Raw genomic sequence first — 18,651 nt, 5'->3', positions numbered from 1 at the left:
CACAATGAAATGTCCTTATACCTGGAAATAATTTATATTAAATCACATTTACAAGACTTGCGTGAACTAAAAAAAGTTAAATTTGTAAAAATTTGAAAAGCTAATTACTCAACTTAAAATAACACGGGAATGAAAAAGATTTATCTCAGTGCATGTACTGTATGCACCATTCTTGGGCTATCTGCCCAGGAAGTTCTCTGGCAGAAAGACATCAAATCCTCTACTCAGGATTTTCTAAGCCAGGTAACCACTACCATCGATCAGCAGTATCTCATTACAGGAAGCTCTATTCAGTCAGGAAGCGGGAAGATGGAGGCTGGAAGCAGACAAAATAACGGCTACGATTTCCATCTGATTAAATTGAATCAGCAGGGAGAAGAAGCCTGGGAAAAGTATTTCTCAGGAAACAATCACGATTATTTATCTGCGACAGTAACTACCCAGGACGGAGGTTTTCTTGTAGCCGGAACCTCTTACTCAGGAAAAGGATTGGATAAGAAAGAGGATTCCAAAGGCGGATCAGATATCTGGCTCATCAGGATCAATGAATTTGGAGATGAACTGTGGCAAAAGACGTTGGGAACTTCTTCTGATGAAGAAGCCAAAGCAGTCATTCAAAGTACAGATCTAGGCTTTTTTATAGCCGGAAATGTACAAAACTCATCCAAAGGATATGGATCCAAAGATGTCTGGATCACCCGACTGGATAAAGACGGAAAGGAACTTTCTCAATTGATCTTAGGCGGAAAAGGGTTGGACGAAGTAGAGAAAATGATTCCGACAAAAGACGGTGGAGCCTTATTGGGAATTTACTCCAGGAGTTCCGAGGTTCGTGTTTCGGGATCCGGAGATAGCCCTCGTGGAGCAGCATCGCCTTCTGAACCTAGTACCGCGAATCCCGCATCCCGCACGGGAAAATCTACAGAAAACTTTGGCGAAGGCGATTACTGGATCATCAAACTGGATAAAACCGGAAAAGTAGAATGGGAAAAGAACTTTGGCGGGAAAGGAGATGACCATGTAAGAACACTGGCCTTAACTTCCAACGGTTATATCATCGGTGGCGAATCCAGATCCGAAAGATCAGGAAACAAAACGGTTGGCATTGAAGAAGGAACAGACCTATGGCTGATTGCTTTAAACGAAAGAGGCGATGAGCAGTGGCAAAAGTCCTATAATTTCAAAAACCGTGATATTCTGATGGGAATGAGCGTGATTCATTCTTCAGATGACAAATCATCCAAAGGAATTTTATTAGGTGGTTATACCCAGGCCGAAGGAAGAATAGAAAAAGATGATGAGACCTTCTGGATGCTGTATCTGGATGGGAATGGAAATGAACAGTGGCGAAAACATGTGGCAGGAGAATCCAGACAAAAAGAAGAGCGACTTTCAGATTTGAAATTAAATAGAGACGGCTCAATTGTTTTAGCGGGAACCAGCGCCAAAGAACTTGGAAAAGAGAACTGGAAGATTGTCAAGTTGGGTGACAAACAGGTGAATGATCTGATTGAAAAATATGACATTAAGATCTATCCGAATCCAGTATCAGACTATGCGTATGTAGAAATCGGTTTTGATTTCAAGGATGCTGATATTATGTTGTATGATATGAGTGGAAGACAGCTTCAGAGCTTCAAAACCAAGAACAGAGTAACTAAAATTAATACTCAGGCTTTGGTACAAGGAGCTTACTTAGTGACGATAAAAACAGATAATAACAAAACAGCCAATGCAAAGCTGATTAAAAAATAAAAAACATTAATCATGAAAAAAATAATACTTCTGGCATCTGCATTGTCAGGTATAATAGTATTGGGGCAGGCTTCCATAGATCCCGGAACAAAAAATGATATTCAAAAGATATTTCCTACTACCCCTGAAACATACAGCATGTTCAAAGCAGGAGACTTTCCGGTAGATTACAGGACAGGTAAGCTTAATGTCTCTGTTCCTTTATATGAAATTAAAACCCGGTATGGAGTAACGATTCCTATCAGTTTAACCTATAATACAGGTGGAATTAAAGTAGATGAAACTTCAGGAGTGGCAGGATTAGGCTGGTCTTTATCCGTTCCAAATGGTATTTCAGTAGAAATGCATGGAAAGGATGATCTTGAAAACGGAGTTTGGTTTCCACAGCAGCCCGGGGATTATGCAACAGGGGATTTAAATACCTTCCCACCAGATGTTTTCCAAAAAATGTCAAGCATAAAGGAGGGGGTTATGGATTCTCAACCCGATATTTATCATTATAACCTACCCACTATTTCAGGTTCCTTTATCAAAGATTCAAACGGGAACTTCAGAACGATTCCTTATGAGGATGTAAAAATCTCTTATGCTGATAATAAATTTACGATCATAGATTCTAAAGGGGTTATCTATACATTATCAAAAGGAAACTCAACCAGTACTATTACTACAGGTAGTTTTGGAGAATCTTATACTTCTTCATTTATTCTTGGAAAAATTAAATTCCCAAATAATGAGGAAGTAAGTTTCAATTATGGGAAAAGAATGCTGTACAGGAATATTACCCACAGTTTTACAGATATTTATATTCCTATAGAACAGAATATTGCAGATTGTGCAAATTCGAGGAAGAGCCAGCATGTAACAACCAATAATATGTACGTAGATGCTTTGCTTACAGAGATTGTTCATAATGATGAGAAGCTTACATTCAATTATGCCAATACTATTCAGGGAGTACAGGGTAGGAAAGATCTGGACGGGGCGGTAGATAATACTTTTGCCCTCAGCGAAATTATAGGGACTTATAAAGATAGAGTGATTCAAAAAATGGCTCTTGAGCATCAATATTTTGAGACTTATGGCGGCGATCAACCTTATAAAAACTTTAGGCTGAAATTGAATAAAGTAAAAAATCTGTTAGATAATACAGAATACTCTTTCGAATATAATGAAAGTGGTAAACCATTTTTAGGAAGTTTTTCTCAGGATATATGGGGGTATTATAATGGTCAGAATAACTATGGGCTCATTCCCAATATGCAGTATTTCAACAGAAATTATACACAGGGTGGAAATCGTAGTGTAGATCCTCAATATTCACAGGCTTACATACTTAAAAAAATACAGTATCCAACCAAAGGATCATCTTCATTTACCTATGAAAATAACAATATCTGGCAAACACTGGTTATTCCACAGGAGGAAATAATTCCAAAATCAAACGTAATTGGGGTCTTGAACCCCGGTGCAGGGTATGCCGAAGAAACAGGACCAGAATTTTACCTTAATGATGCTACAAATGTACCAGGAGAAACTGGGGAATTTCTTGTGGATTGGACGAACAGTTGTGCTAATAATATTCCGGGTGGACCAGGATCTATACAGGTTACCAATGGGAATGGCTATCTGGAAGAACTGCAGCCAACGGGTAGCTGGAAAAGAATAGCACAGTTTAGGAATGATGTTCATGGTCCTATTTTGGAAGTTCCCGGTTCTCATAATCCTGACTATAAAAAACGATTGAGAGTCATGTTACAGTCCAATGACCCGGAAGCAGGCTGCTCTGTGTCTTTTTCTATTTCACGAAAAAGAGTGTTCAAGACTACCGTTAATCAGAATGCCATTGTTGGAGGGTTAAGAATCAAAAGTATTAACGACTTCGATGGCCAGACCAACTATACCAAAAGAACTTTTGAATATAACAAGCCGGATAACTTAAGTACCCAATCTTCAGGACGTACTGCATCCCCGTTGGAATTTTTAAAAACCCATTATAGTGTGACAAGACCTACCGGATCAAGCCAGCAGATTATGTGCAGCAATTACGCTTTAAGTGCAGATCAATCTATTAATTCAAGTCTTTCCGGAAGAGATGTGGTTTCTTATGAATATGTGACGGAACATACTCTGGGAAAAGGTAAAAAGATGTATCAGTTTTCTGCTATTGGAAATAACTTAGATATAACGGTTCCTGATATGGGCTGGAATCCTTATCAGTTTCTGAACAAAAATGTGTTGAATGAAAAGTCATATTCAGAAAGCGGAGCGCTGCTTCAGGAGAAAAACTATGAGTATGAAAACATGCTGCTGAAAAATCCATTGTCTTCAGATCATCTCTCTGCTTCGCCTTATAGTTTGGCCCTTTCCACATCATTTGCTTTCTTTGATTTGAATAGCCAAACTTTCAGCAGAATTAATAATTTTTATGTAGTGGAATCCGGGAAATGGTTATTGACCAAGGCTACCAATAAAACATATCTTAATAATATCCTTACTTCGGAAACCAATAATACCTATTCAGTAAGTGATATTAACAAACCTGTTAATCTTGTAAAGACTGAAACCCGCTCTTTTGACGGATCAGCAGCGGAAGCAACTTTCCAGTATGCAACAGATCAGAATAATACCGATATGATATCGGCTAATATGGTAGGGATCCCAATCCAAACGGAGGGTACAGAAAACGGGAAAGTGATTGCCAAGAACAAAACTGTATATGCTAAAAATGCATCAACCAATAATATGATCTTGCCGGTAGCCACTCAGAAATTTGATAAGGACAATCCAGCTTCAGCAAAAAACACGGTTGATTATAACCAATATGATGTCTATGGCAATATGCTGCAGTATACCACAAAAGGGAGTACTCCAACAGCTATTATATATGGCTATAACAACAGCCTTCCGATTGCAAAGATAGAAGGAGTTACTTATGAGAAAGCGATGAGTTTAGCTGCTGATATTATTGCACAATCTAATGAGGATACAGATGCAGACAAAGAGAAGGTATTGATGAAAGCTCTGGATGATTATAGAAATCAGCCTGCATTTGCGAATGCCAGTGTTACTACCTATACCTATGATCCGCTTATTGGGGTAACAAGTATTACACCGCCTACCGGGCTTAGGGAGTTTTATAAATATGATACAGCAGGCAGATTACAATCTGTAGTGGATGTTAATAACAATATTCTGAAAGAATTAAAATACAACTACAAAAACTAACACAAACCATGAAAAAATATTTGCTCTTAAAAACACTTTTTCTGTTAGGGTCGCTATCACTGCAAGGTCAGGATCTTACACAGACAGAAAATTATGTATACAGCAGGACATATTTAGAGCCTGTAGTTTTTTCCAGCAGTACTGCAAAGCAGGTACAGCGGGTTAACTATCTGGATGGCCTGGGAAGATCCAAACAGAATATCTCTATTAAAGCTACCCCTTCAGGAAAAGATATTGTAGTCCCTGTAGAATATGATGCATGGGGAAGACAGGTTAAAGATATGCTTCCATTGCCACAGCAGACCACCCAGAATGGAGGATTTTTTACCTCTCCGGATATGACGGGAGCTGTTTCAGTCTATGGTGCTGCGTCTAATTACTATTCGGAAAAGGAGCTAGAAAAATCACCCCTTCAAAGATTACAGGAACAGGCAGCTCCTGGAGATCCATGGAAGATAGGATCGGGAAAGACCATACAATATAACTATGAATCCAACCTCAGTTCAGAAGTCAGAAAATTTGTAGTTAATACCTCATGGGCTACTGTTTCAGGGGTAGCGGTAGGGAGTCCGGTGTTAAGCCTTTCTGCAGAAAATACAGATTATGCCTCAGGAGGGTTTTACAAAGCCGGAACACTGTATAAAAATACGGTATCTGATGAAGACGGTAATAAGGTAACCAAATTTACAAACGGTAAAGGGCAGGTTATTCTGGTAAGGAAAAATGATGGAACCCAGAATGTAGATACCTATTATGCTTACAATGAGTACGGGCAGCAGGCTTTTGTCATTCCGCCCTTAGCCGTTAAAGCAATTGAAACAGCAGGAGGAAATACAATACCTGCGGAAGTGCTGGATAATTTATGCTATCAGTACCGCTATGACAATCAGGACAGGCTGGTAGAGAAGAAATTTCCAGGGAAAGGCTGGGAATATATGGTGTACGACCAGCAGGACAGATTGGTATTGATCCAAGACGCTAACCTGAGAACAACCACCAATAATTTTGGAGGTAAAGGCTGGATGTTTACCAAATACGATCTGTTTAACAGGGTGGTATATACGGGATTCTTTGCCAATACGGCGACAAGACAGGTCATGCAGAATGCCCTGAACAGTATGACATCCCAGAATATTGAAAGCAGATCAGACAGGAGCCCTATTGTACAGAACGGGGAAAATATTTATTATACAAAAAGTGCCTTTCCTACAGGAAGTATGACTATCCTTTCTGTTAATTATTATGATTCTTATCCACCGGGTATTAATGTTCCTACAAGGCCAGATAATATCTTAGGACAGAACACTCTTGTCCCATCTCCAACAACTATGACGGTTAATGGAGTAACCACAAGCAGAAGTAGTAACGGGCTTCCTACAGCCAGCTATGTAAGGAATATAGAAGATTCCGGCTGGACTAAAGATTATTTCTGGTATGATACACAGGGAAGACCCATTGGAACTCATTCCATCAATCATTTGGGTGGGTATACCAAGACAGAAACAGAACTTGATTTTACAGGTTTAGCCAAGCAGGTTAAAACATACCATAAGAGGATTGCCAGTGATGTAGAAAAGATCATTACAGAAACCTTTGACTATGATAACCAAAACAGGCTGCTTGTACATAAGCATCAGGTGGATGCTAACCCAATAGAAATCCTTACCCAGAATAAGTACAATGAACTTTCCCAGCTGGAATCTAAAAAAGTGGGTGGAACTTCTTTAGGCTCTTCACTTCAGCAAATTGACTATAAATACAATATCAGAGGCTGGATGACCATGATTAATGATCCGTCAAACTTAGGAAATGATCTGTTTGGTTATAAGATCAATTATAATAAAGTAGAAGGGCAGCAAGTTCCAAATAATGATTATTCAGATCAAAAAGTAAAACCTAAGTACAATGGAAATATTGCTGAAGTATCCTGGAAAACGCTTACAGAAAGCAATGAGCCTCTTAAAACCTATGGTTATGTATATGACTCGCTCAACAGGCTTTCTGCCGGGTTTTATCAAAAAGCAGGAAATGAATTTTCTAAAGAATATTTTGAAAAATTAGAATATGACCTGAATGGGAATATTACAAGGCTTAAAAGATCTGCAGGTATGCTGATGGGAAGCAATACAGCATTGGCTATTGATGATCTAAAGTATGATTATATAGGTAACAAACTGATCCGTGTGACAGATCAGCAAATGAATTATTCAGGTTATCCTTACACAGCAAATCCTGGCAATATAGTTTATGATAATGGAAATATATCTGGAAATGGAAATATGACCAGTCATCCTGATAAAGGGATTTCATCAATTCAATATAATTATTTAAATTTACCTAAGCAGATTGTTCAGAATGCTAAGGTGACAGATTATACCTACAGAGCGGATGGTGTAAAAATAAAGAAGCTCTTTGGAGATTTAGAAACAGATTATCTGGATGGATTTCAATATAAGTCAACAAGACCTTCAGAAGAGAATTTATCAGGAGGGGGACTTGTTGTTGAACCTGATCCTTCCGAAGTAGCTGTACTCAAGCTAAGAATTATTCCTACGTCTGAGGGATATTATGATGTACTTAATAAATTATACATCTATAATTATACAGATCATTTGGGGAATGTGAGACTAAGCTATACGGATACCAATAAAGATGGATTTATCCAGCCAAGACAATATTTTCAGAGACAATGTGACGATGTTTCCTCAGATCCATGGGATATTCCTAATTGTATAGATATTTGGAAACCTGGGGAAATTGTGGAAGTCAATAATTATTATCCTTTTGGATTGCTGCATGATTATACGGCTACAAGCCAGAATGCTTATCAATATAAATTCCTGGGTCAGGAATTACAGGAAACAGGGTTTTATGATATGAATGCCCGTTTCTATATGCCGGATCTGGGTATATTTGGGCAGCACGATCCTTTAAGCGGGAAGACATTAGACCCATATGGATATGCTTATCAAAACCCTATCTTCTTTTCAGATCCCACCGGCTTGGAAGGTGATCCAGTGCCAGGTAGCTCAGGTACTGGTAATCCACAGGCTATAGGAACAGCAATAAGCCCTATTGATGTAGGAGAAATTGTTCTTAATCCTTCAATTAGAGCTGTATCTAATAATAATTTGGCAACCTGCTCATACTGCATGATAGGTCAGGGGCAAAATCTTAGACAACAACTTAATATTCCAGGACCTCCAAACCTAGAAAAGGCTTGTAGAGAGTGTAATGATGCAGCAATGGCTGGAATAGTATTGCCTATACCCTCTGCAGGTGTTTCGACAGGGACTGGAACTGCAGTTAGAAGTATATTAGCAGAATTAGCAGGTGGTTTAAGAGCTGGTTTATGGTCCCTACCTTTAATTCTTAAAGGAGATACACCAAAGAAAGAACCAACAATTACTTTATATCGTGGAGTATCTTCAGCGGCTAAAGGGACTATGTATTTTGAAGCAATTCAAGGAATTGCTATACCTAATGGGTTTAGACAGGTTGCTACTACATGGGGGCCACATAGAGATATGGAAGCGCATGCTGGCGGAGATAATTATAGTATTTGGACAAGTTGGAGCTCTTCTAAGGAAGTGGCCAGAAATTTTGCTACAGGTGTCGCTTTTGGAAAGGCAATACCAGGAATTATAATGTCGAAGAATTTTCACCTTAGTGAAGCCAGCCCAAATCCTTTTACTTTAGGAGAAGCAGAGTGGCTTGTTCCTGGAGTTACATATGGTGCAAAAGTAGAGTATGTTTTACCTCGGGCAGGACAATAATTATTTTTATATGTGAAAATAATTCAAACAATTACAATGAAATTTTGTATTTTTTATTAATATTTGTCTATAATAATATGTTAACAATTGAAGATGCTTTTGATTTAATAAAGCAAGAAAGAAAATTTCTTAATAATATTGAGCATTATAAGATCAAAATAAGCAACAGTAATAATTTTATAAGAGAAAACCTTATAGGTATATATAAGATTAGAGCTTTGAATGCTAAAAGAAATAGTAATGATAAATTAGTTCAGCAAATAGAAAAATTGATTTCAAACCTTGAAAATTGTTCAGATGATTATCTAAGATTTGTAAGTATTTCAGGTGAAAAGTACTATGGAATGTTTTATCTGAGTAAAAGTTGGGAAAGAATTATTGGATATTTAGAAGGAGAAATTGAAGAAGGAAATTCATTATTTTAAAAGAAAGTGATTTCTTAGAGTTACTACATTCTTGAAACAAAAGCTTATACTTTTATATTTTCAAAATTGAGAATATTTAATTAAGGTATTGATTTCAATACCTTAATTTTTAAAAAGTTTAGTTAGAAAAAGAATATGTTCTTGAAGTTGTAAATGCTAATAATTATTATCCTTTTGGATTGCTGCATGATTTTACGGCTACAAGCCAGAATGCATATCAATATAAATTCCTGTGGCAGGAATTACAGGAAACAGGGTTTTATGATATGAATGCCCGTTTCTATATGCCGGATCTGGGTATCTTTGGGCAGCACGATCCTTTAAGCGGCAAGACATTAGACCCATATGGATATGCTTACCAAAACCCTGTCTTCTTTACAGATCCTACAGGATTAGAAGGTGATCCTATACCAGGTAGCTCAGGTACTGGTAATCCACAGGCTATAGGAACAGCAACAAGCCCTATTGATGTTGGGGAAGTGATATTGAATGCTTCTGTAAAAGCAGTGGCTTCCAATACGCTATCTATAATGCCTTCTAACTGGTTAGTATGTAATGGAGGAGGGGTTTCTGCGCCAAGATTGCAGGATACTTCAACACCCAATATACCGGAGATCAGGAGGTCTTATAAGGATTTTTATCCTTACAGACCAGATAACACTATTGAATGGTATGGCTTTGGAGGACGTGCAAACTGGGGAATTGCAACAGCAGCAGCAAGTGTAGAAAATTTATCTGGTCAAGTAAGAGTCACGACTTATGGATCTTCTCTTAAGTTATATCGTCCTAATGCTAATGGAAATGTTTTTATTAAAAATCAATATACTAGAACTATGGGATTGAGTAAAATTGGTAATCTTGCAGGTAAGGCTAGTTTTGGACTTGGAGTTGGAATGGACGCTTGGGGCGTAAAAACTTATTATCAAGATCCAACTTCTCCCAATGCTGTTCATCCTGGTAAGGCAGGTTTTAATACTATTATGGGATATGTGGGACTAAAAGGAGGAATACCTGGTGCCATCATCAGTACTGTTTATTTTGGTGTTGATAATTATTACCCAGGAGGATGGGTTGGTGCATCTGAAACCGCTGACAAAATTGAAAAATATGAACAACAGACGACAGGACATCCATTTTTTAGTAATTCTGCTATAAAATTTTAAATAATGAAAAAAATAAAAACGATATATAATTATATATATTATACGCTATATAAAAATGCGGAAAAATCTCCCACACTTTTCTCCTACAATTTTGTTGCTGATGTATCAATTGATTTTTTAGGGATAATTACTTTTTTTTCATTAATATATTATTTTGATATTGATCTTGGAAAAGGCGCTTATATAGTCTCTGTAATTGTTATAATCTTATTTAACTATTTCATTTTTAAGCATAATAACAACTATAAGAATTATATACAAGAATTTGATAAACTTCCAGAAACGAAAAATAATAAATATAGATTAATTGTTTGGATAGGTATTGGAGGTATAATTTTCAACTTGATATATTCAGTATATTTTATGGACCAGCGTGCAAGAAAAAATCAAATTGGCCCCTATGCTCCGGAAGTTGTTACAAAAGAAAGAAGAGAAGATTCTTTACAGAAAGCCCAGCAAATTGAAAATTTGAAGAAAATATATGGGGAGGATAATAAAAAATAGAAATACAGATTTGTAACCTAATAAGCCATTACATTTTTGTAATGGCTTATACCATCGATAAATAATCTTTAGGCTGCAATTATAAAGGCTTTCTGGGAAATGTAAGACTCAATTATAGTAAAACTGATGGAGGAGGAATTGCGCTTCTGGGAGAAAGCAATTACTATCCTTTCGGATTTAAACATGAAGATTACAATAGCGGTTCTCTTTTAGAGACTAATTATAATTATAAATTCTTAGGCCAGGAATTACAGGAAAACGGATTCTATGATCTAGGAGCCAGGTTCTATGTACCTGAATTGGGAATCTTTGGGCAGCACGATCCTTTAAGCAGCAAGACATTAGACCCTTACGGGTATGCTTACCAAAACCCTATTTTCTTTTCAGATCCCACCGGTTTGGAAGGTGATCCAGTACCAGGCAGCTCAGGTACTGGTAATCCACAGGCTATAGGAACAGCAGCTAGTCCTATTGATGTGGGTGAAATTGTATTGAATGCTCCAATTAAGGTAATGGCTAATAACCCTGGATCAATCTTACCTAATAACTGTACACTTTGCTACAGTGGAAACGGAGCTTCATCAGGGCTAACGCCGCCAGTACTTCCATCAGAGGCAGAAGCGCTGCGTAGGATTCAACAACCTATTTTACATAATGGTTCTGCTCAGATGATGGATAGTATGTGGGATGTGATAGGTATCGCAATTGCAAATAATATAAAGCCTGAAAATAGATATGCTGCTATGGGTGTAACTTTATTGGCAGCATTGATAACAAGATCACCAAGTGTTGCTAAAGCAGAAGTTGGAATTGTAAAAGCTGAGTCTTCAATTTTAAAAGCTGAGTTAATAGCCGAAAAATCTGCATTTACAATAAATAAACATGGAAATTTAACTGATGGAGTATTTACAGTTTCTAAAGAAGGTATGTTAAAGCACAAAATGAATTTAGGAATCGGAGGTAAAAGCATTTTTTATCCCACTATAAATGCAGACGAAGCTGTATTAAAGGCAGCTCAATATGCGGAAAAAAATAATCTTTGGATATACAATGCAGGTACTAAAGCTAAAGTTCCTGTTTTAAATTCTAATATTGGAACATTAAGTAATGGACAGCCAACAAATTTTATAAATGTTTATAGAAATTCTAAAAACATAATACATGGAGCGCCAGGCACTCCTAAATAATAATTAAACTTTATGGATATAACAAATTTAGTAAAGAAAGCAATAAATTTAAATGTAAATTGGAAACATGGTGACTTTTATGAAATGATTGAAATTTTATCAATAAGATATATTGTGAACTATGAAATTAATGAGGAAAAAATTGCAATGATTCAAGTCGAAAATGAAATAATTGGTTTTATATTTTTAAATTATCCTTTGTTTTTTATCGAGAATAAATATTTGTTACAATTAAAAAAGGAACTAGAAAAATATGATTATATACAATTCATAAATGTTGATTCTATTTATCATAAATATTTATCAATAGATGAAAATTTATATAATACATATTTTGATTATATGGATAATATTGATATTTTTTCTGCACAAGATTTTTATTTTTATAATGTAACATAAATAATATAAAGAAAAGTTTATGATCTAGGAGCCAGGTTCTATGTACCAGAACTGGGAATCTTTGGGCAGCACGATCCTTTAAGCGGCAAGACATTAGACCCTTATGGGTATGCTTACCAAAACCCTATTTTCTTTGCAGATCCCACAGGTTTGGAAGGTGATCCAATACCAGGTAGCTCAGGTACTGGTAATCCACAGGCTATAGGAACAGCAACAAGTCCTATTGATGTGGGGGAAGTGATGCTAACTGGGGTTTCTAAAGCTAAACAAATTGACAACTCTCTTTCTTATATGGGAATTCATAGCTTAAGCAGTTACCAGGCATCAAAGAATAGATTAAATGAAGCAATTAATAACTGTAGAGAATGTAAAGAATTAGAAAGTGTAGAAAAAGGGTTATTTATTGGTATTCCATTGCTTTTAGCTACTGGAGGAGCTGGAGGTTTTGTATTTTCTGGAGAGATGACTGTTGGGGCTATAAGTACAAGGGCATTAACCGATGCTGGTGTACAGTTCACAGCAAATTTTTCAACGAATGGTGGTGATATTTCAAATGCAATAAAAAGGGTAAATTTAACACAAACAACATTAGCAGGATTAGGATTGAACTATATTGGTAATGCTGTAATTTCTACTGGAGTTAATGTTTCTATAAGTAGCCAAAGATTTGTTTTGAATGGAACAGTAAGTACCCAAGAATATGTAACTCAAGCAGGGATGAGTGCATTTGGGGGAGCTGCTGTAAGTAAGATTAATAGCTCACAACTATTTAAAAGTACAGTTATAGGAACATACATGCAAACTACAACAAGTTTAGGACAAACAGCAGGAGCAACAGTAGCAAATACATTAATGAATGTTCCTGACTATACCAGAGCTACTATTCAAAATAATATGCCATAATATGAATAAATTAAAAAAAAGACTACATTATTATATTTTTAAAAGACAATCAAAATGGAATTATTTGCTTTTAGTATTAATATTATCTCCTTTATTTTTCTATATATATTATAAGCAATCTCCAGTAGATAAGGGTAATTATACTATTGGTCAGGTATATAAAATATACTGGCCGGTAATTTCTAATAAAACAATAATGTTTTCTTATACCATTAATAATAAAGAATACACAAGTACTGATATATTTGATAGTAGGTACAAACCAGAAGTTGGAAAATTCTATCTGGTTCAAGTTTCCCTAGAAGACAATTCTTTTTCTACAATTTTTCAAAATATATCCGTGCCAGACAGTATAAAAAAAGCTCCAGCACATGGATGGAAAGAATTACCTAAATGGGCAAAGGAGAAGTAGTGTAAATTGTAAAAATTTAGGCGTTGTTTACTTAAACTTATGATTTGCTCTCAATCAATTAATTGATTCAAGACATAATTATTAGACTAATTACGTATCATTTAAAGTTTAGGCCAAACAGCAGGAACCGCAGTTGCTAATGTTTTAATGAATACACCAGATTATACAAGAGCAACTCTTCAAAATAATGTACCATAATGGAAAAACAAAAAAAGACGTTACGATATTATTTGACTGATAAGAGATCCAAGTGGAGCTATTTATTTTATTTCTTATTAGTGTCACCACTATTGTGGTATGTATATTATAAACAATCTCCTATAAAAGAAGGTCGGTATACAATAGCCTATGCAACCAAAATGTATTGGCCTGTAATATCTTATAAAAGAATAGAATACAAGTATAATGTAAATGGCAAAAATTATGAAGCTACCAATATTTACGCATTAGATCCTGAAGTTAAAATTCCAGCAAGATATTTGGTTCAATTTTCATTGGAAGACCAATCTTTTTCTACAATTTATCCCAATATTCCTATACCAGACAGTATTAGAACAGCTCCGCGTGAAGGCTGGAAAGAGCTTCCGGAATGGGCAAAAGGAAAATAATGAAAGTAAGTAAAAACTTTAGTAAATAAAATAAATGAGGTTGTCCTTTTGAGACAGCCTCATTTATCTTACTTTAAATAATCATTAGATTTACCAGTACAAGAACTTTCTGGAAAATGTAAGATTTAGTTACAGCAAAGCTGACGGAGGTGGAATAATGACTTAGGAGCCAGATTTTATATACTTGAACTGGATATCTTTGGGCAGCACGATCCTTTAAGCGGGAAGACATTAGCCCCATATGGATATGCTTACCAAAACCCTGTCTTCTTTTCAGATCCTACAGGATTAGAAGGTGATCCTATACCAGGTAGCTCAGGTACTGGTAATCCACAGGCTATAGGAACTGCAACAAGTCCTATTGATGTGGGGGAGGTGATACTAACAGGTGTTTCTAAAGCTAAACAAATGGACAATTCTCTTTCTTATATGGGGATTCATAGTTTAAGCAGTTACCAGGAATCAAAGAATAGATTAAATGAAGCAATTAATAACTGCAGAGAGTGTAAACAATTAGAAAGTGTAGAAAAAGGATTATTTATTGGTATTCCTGTACTCTTAGCTACTGGTGGAATTGGTGGATTTGCTTTTTCAGGAGAAGTAACATTAAGCTCGTTTGCTGCAAAGTCACTTACTGATGCTTCAGTACAAGCTTCAGCTAATTTTTCAACTAATGGGGGTAACTTCGAGAAGGCAATGAAAAATGTTAATTTAACACAATCAGTTTTAGCTGGTTTGGGAATGAACTATATTGGAAATGCAGTCGTTTCAACTGCTGTTAATATAAATGCTGCTGATAGTAAGTCCGTATTTACAGGAGGAGTGTCTGAGAGGACTTATGTAACTCAGGCAGGACTAAGTGCTGTAGGTGGTGCTGCGGTACAAGGAATCACGTCTTCTTCTGTATTTAAAAGTATAGTTGTAGGATCATATATGAGTACAACAGCAAGTTTAGGACAAACAGCAGGAACCGCAGTTGCTAATGTTTTAATGAATACACCGGATTATACAAGAGCAACTCTTCAAAATAACGTACCATAATGGAAAAATTATTTAAAAAGTTACATTATTATATTTTTATAAGACAATCAAAATGGAATTATTTAATTATTTTTATATTAGTATCACCTTTGTTTGGATATATATTTTATAAACAATCTCCTATAAAAGATGGTCAGTATACAATAGCTTATGCAACCAAAATGTATTGGCCAGTGATATCTTATAAAAGAATAGAATACAATTATAATGTAAAGGGCAAAAATTATGAAGCTACCAATATTTATGCATTAGATCCTGAAGTTAAAATTCCAGCAAGATATTTGGTTCAGTTTTCATTGGAAGATCATTCTTTTTCTACAATTTATCCCAATATTCCTATACCAGACAGTATTAAATCGGCTCCAGCAGAAGGTTGGAAGGAGCTTCCGGAATGGGCAAAAGGGAAATAATGAAAACTCTTTGGATAAAATAAAAGCCATTGCAATTTTGTAATGGTTTTTATCTTACTTTAGATAATCATTAGATTTACCATTATACAGATCATTTGGGTAATGTGAGACTAAGCTATACGGATAGCAATAAAGATGGGGTTTATCCAGCCAAGACAATATTTTCAGAGACAATGTGATGATGTTTCCTCAGATCCATGGGATATTCCTAATTGTATAGATATTTGGAAACCTGGGGAAATTGTGGAAGTCAATAATTATTATCCTTTTGGATTGCTGCATGATTATACGGCTACAAGCCAGAATGCTTATCAATATAAATTCCTGGGTCAGGAATTACAGGAAACAGGGTTTTATGATATGAATGCCCGTTTCTATATGCCGGATCTGGGTATATTTGGGCAGCACGATCCTTTAAGCGGGAAGACATTAGACCCTTATGGATATGCTTACCAAAACCCTGTCTTCTTTACAGATCCTACAGGATTAGAAGGTGATCCTATACCAGGTAGCTCAGGTACTGGTAATCCACAGGCTATAGGAACAGCAACAAGCCCTATTGATGTTGGGGAAGTGATATTGAATGCTTCTGTAAAAGCAGTGGCTTCCAATACGCTATCTATAATGCCTTCTAATTGTTTAGTATGTAATGGAGGAGGGATTTCTGCGCCTAGATTGCAGAATACTTCAACACCAAGTGTACCAACACAGGCACCATCTGAAAGTTGGTATGGTCTTGTGGGTAAAGGAAACTGGTTTTTTGGTACAGCAGGTCTTTTGAGTGGTTTTGCAGGATCTATGCACTCCAGAAATATGTATTCACAAGGTATTAGAAGAGGAATATCCAGAAATTATCAGCTAACCGGAAGAAACTTGAGCTTATTTGGAAAAGCAGCAATAAATAATGCTACTAGACCTATTTCTACATTTGGAAAAATAGGTAAAGGGGTAGGTGCAGGATCATTTTATTTAGGAGTGATATTTGATGGTATTGGTACCTTAAATTATATGGATAATCCTAACTCTTCAAATTCCGTACATCCTGGAAAAGCAACATTAAATACAGTGTTTGGAGTGGTGGGCAATTGGGGAGGACCAATTGGTGCATCTGTTGGGACAATTTATTTTGGAGTTGACAATTATTATGATGGTCCACAAGGACAAGGATAGCCAGGATTCTTTAATGGAGCTAATGATTTTCAAAGTGGATTAGATCAAGGATTTAATAATGCTGGACCTTACAGAATGAATATAATGGGGGCCCATGAACCTAAATAGTAATACTATATTATGATAAAAATAAAAAGAGCCTACTACTATGTTTTCTATAAATTATATAGATCAATAATTTATACCTCTGAAAAAGTTGGTGGAGAATTTTTGTCGGACTTTAAAGCTGTTCTCGCAATAGGAGCTTTAGAAATATGGGTTTTAGTTTCCATTTTTAGCTATTATTCATTAATAAGTAATGTAAGTCTTAATATAGATATTTCCAGTCCAATAGTTATAATTCCATTAGTTATAATATTTCTATTGAATTATTTTTCTTTTATTCACACTGATGTATGGAAAGAATATAATAAAGAGTTTGATCTATTACCTAAAGAAAAGAATAAAAAAAATGGAATGATTGTTTGGAGTATTATTATATTAATAATTTGTAATACAATATTTTCTTATTATTTATTATTTCAACGTGCAAAAAGAAATCAAACGGGTCCATTTGCCCCCGAAATTGTAGCAAAAGAGAGAAGAGAAGATTTCCTTCAGAAAGCCAAACAAATAGAAAATCTTAAAAAAATATATGGTGAAGATAAAAAATAGAAATACAGATTTGTAATCTAATAAGTCAATAAGCCATTACATTTTTGTAATGGCTTATACCATCGATAAATAATCTTAGACTGTAACTATAGAGGCTTTCTGGGAAATATAAGGTTCAGTTACAGCAAAGCTGACGGAGGCGGAATAATGATTCAGATAGAAAGTAACTATTATCCTTTTGGGTTAAAGCATGAAGGATATAACAGTAGTTCTTTCTTAACTGAATTAGAGACTAACTACAAGTATAAATTCTTAGGCCAGGAATTACAGGAAAACGGGTGCTATTTTTTATGAGACTTTGTTTTTCAAAAGTTTGAGTTTCCTTTGTGAAAAAGGTAAAGGATTTATTTATTGTCAGTTTAATAAATAGGTGTATGCTTATTCAAATATTAAATATACTTTTGAGAAAATGTATAATTTATTATAAATGAATGATTTTAACAGAAAAACACAGGCTGGAGCCGTTGCTTATTTTCGCTATTGTATAAAAAATGGTGATGTTGAAGGTGCATTGAGTTGTTTTCACCCTGAAGCAGTTTATATTGACCGGGATGGGAAAGAGTTAAGAAGCCTTGAACAGATACAGGTGGCTATGGAAAGTATATGCAGATTAAAGTTGAATATACAGGGAGAAATTCCGCATGTGACAGTAGTTGGTAATTTAGCAATGTGGCTTGACCGGTGGGTAATGACTGGAATTACTCCCGATGGCCAGCCTATAAAAATGACAGGCCATACTTCCTGCATTATGAAAAAGGATGAAGCTGACAATTGGCTATGGATTGTAGATAACCCTTTTGGCTCAGCAATACTGAATCATTAGTTTTTTAATTGCAGGATATAGAACCCTGCAGGGATTATGGATTTTACTAAACTTTCTTACTATCTCTATAATAGCATTTCTGAATCCACAGATCGTAATTTGATTTTCCAAACAGAAATTCTGTTACAACTTTCCTTGATTGGGATATTCAGATCTTTTATGCTTTTCTGACCATTGTCCTACCAAAACAAAA

General features: G+C 35.7%; 15 protein-coding genes and 2 pseudogenes. All 17 read left to right on the top strand.

Annotated elements, in window-relative coordinates:
* The first annotated feature begins 129 nt into the window (after positions 1-129).
* The 17 genes and pseudogenes from CHSO_RS17920 (at position 130) to CHSO_RS17845 (ending at position 18,458) form a co-directional block, all read left to right on the top strand.
* Positions 130-1,755, top strand: a complete 1,626-nt coding sequence (locus tag CHSO_RS17920) for a T9SS type A sorting domain-containing protein (protein ID WP_045498999.1) — start codon at positions 130-132, stop codon at positions 1,753-1,755.
* 12 nt (positions 1,756-1,767) lie between these two features.
* Positions 1,768-4,983, top strand: a complete 3,216-nt coding sequence (locus CHSO_RS17915) for a hypothetical protein (RefSeq protein WP_144428970.1) — start codon at positions 1,768-1,770, stop codon at positions 4,981-4,983.
* 8 nt (positions 4,984-4,991) lie between these two features.
* Positions 4,992-8,759, top strand: a complete 3,768-nt coding sequence (locus CHSO_RS17910) for a DUF6443 domain-containing protein (RefSeq protein ID WP_052480649.1) — start codon at positions 4,992-4,994, stop codon at positions 8,757-8,759.
* 77 nt (positions 8,760-8,836) lie between these two features.
* The gene (locus tag CHSO_RS17905; RefSeq protein WP_045498992.1) at positions 8,837-9,184 is read left to right on the top strand and encodes a hypothetical protein; all 348 of its coding nucleotides are present in this window, start codon (positions 8,837-8,839) and stop codon (positions 9,182-9,184) included.
* 176 nt (positions 9,185-9,360) lie between these two features.
* A pseudogene (locus CHSO_RS17900) lies at positions 9,361-10,347 on the top strand (RHS repeat-associated core domain-containing protein); the annotation flags it as partial.
* A 3-nt stretch (positions 10,348-10,350) separates the two neighbouring features.
* Positions 10,351-10,851, top strand: coding sequence for a hypothetical protein (locus CHSO_RS17895; protein ID WP_045498984.1), 501 nt, complete (start codon positions 10,351-10,353; stop codon positions 10,849-10,851).
* 92 nt (positions 10,852-10,943) lie between these two features.
* Entirely contained in the window at positions 10,944-12,038 is a 1,095-nt protein-coding gene (locus tag CHSO_RS17890; protein ID WP_084221026.1) for an RHS repeat domain-containing protein, read from the top strand.
* Between the two features lie 12 nt (positions 12,039-12,050).
* On the top strand, positions 12,051-12,437 hold the full coding sequence (locus tag CHSO_RS17885; protein WP_045498978.1) for a hypothetical protein: 387 nt from the start codon (positions 12,051-12,053) through the stop codon (positions 12,435-12,437).
* A 27-nt stretch (positions 12,438-12,464) separates the two neighbouring features.
* Positions 12,465-12,578: pseudogene (locus CHSO_RS26670) on the top strand (RHS repeat-associated core domain-containing protein); the annotation flags it as partial.
* Between the two features lie 9 nt (positions 12,579-12,587).
* Entirely contained in the window at positions 12,588-13,340 is a 753-nt protein-coding gene (locus CHSO_RS17880) for a hypothetical protein (RefSeq protein ID WP_045498975.1), read from the top strand.
* Position 13,341: 1 nt separating this feature from the next.
* Entirely contained in the window at positions 13,342-13,752 is a 411-nt protein-coding gene (locus CHSO_RS25160) for a hypothetical protein (protein WP_052480648.1), read from the top strand.
* 197 nt (positions 13,753-13,949) lie between these two features.
* Positions 13,950-14,360: a hypothetical protein gene (locus CHSO_RS17870; protein ID WP_171817665.1), complete on the top strand. Its 411-nt coding sequence runs from the start codon at positions 13,950-13,952 to the stop codon at positions 14,358-14,360.
* A gap of 366 nt (positions 14,361-14,726) precedes the next feature.
* Positions 14,727-15,401 (top strand): hypothetical protein, encoded by a 675-nt coding sequence (locus CHSO_RS17865; protein WP_144428968.1) that lies wholly within the window; start codon positions 14,727-14,729, stop codon positions 15,399-15,401.
* Positions 15,401-15,811 carry a hypothetical protein gene (locus CHSO_RS25155; RefSeq protein ID WP_052480646.1) on the top strand — a complete coding sequence of 137 codons (411 nt, stop codon included), beginning with the start codon at positions 15,401-15,403 and terminating at the stop codon, positions 15,809-15,811. Before CHSO_RS17865 ends, CHSO_RS25155 begins: the two co-directional genes overlap by 1 nt.
* 135 nt (positions 15,812-15,946) lie before the next feature.
* On the top strand, positions 15,947-16,981 hold the full coding sequence (locus tag CHSO_RS17855; protein WP_045498970.1) for an RHS repeat-associated core domain-containing protein: 1,035 nt from the start codon (positions 15,947-15,949) through the stop codon (positions 16,979-16,981).
* A 120-nt stretch (positions 16,982-17,101) separates the two neighbouring features.
* On the top strand, positions 17,102-17,635 hold the full coding sequence (locus CHSO_RS17850; protein WP_045498967.1) for a hypothetical protein: 534 nt from the start codon (positions 17,102-17,104) through the stop codon (positions 17,633-17,635).
* 427 nt (positions 17,636-18,062) lie between these two features.
* Positions 18,063-18,458, top strand: coding sequence for a YybH family protein (locus CHSO_RS17845; protein WP_045498964.1), 396 nt, complete (start codon positions 18,063-18,065; stop codon positions 18,456-18,458).
* The last annotated feature ends 193 nt before the right edge of the window (positions 18,459-18,651 follow it).

The sequence above is a fragment of the Chryseobacterium sp. StRB126 genome (assembly GCF_000829375.1).
Classification (GTDB): Bacteria; Bacteroidota; Bacteroidia; order Flavobacteriales; family Weeksellaceae; genus Chryseobacterium.
This window is presented reverse-complemented; position numbering and strand designations above follow the sequence as displayed.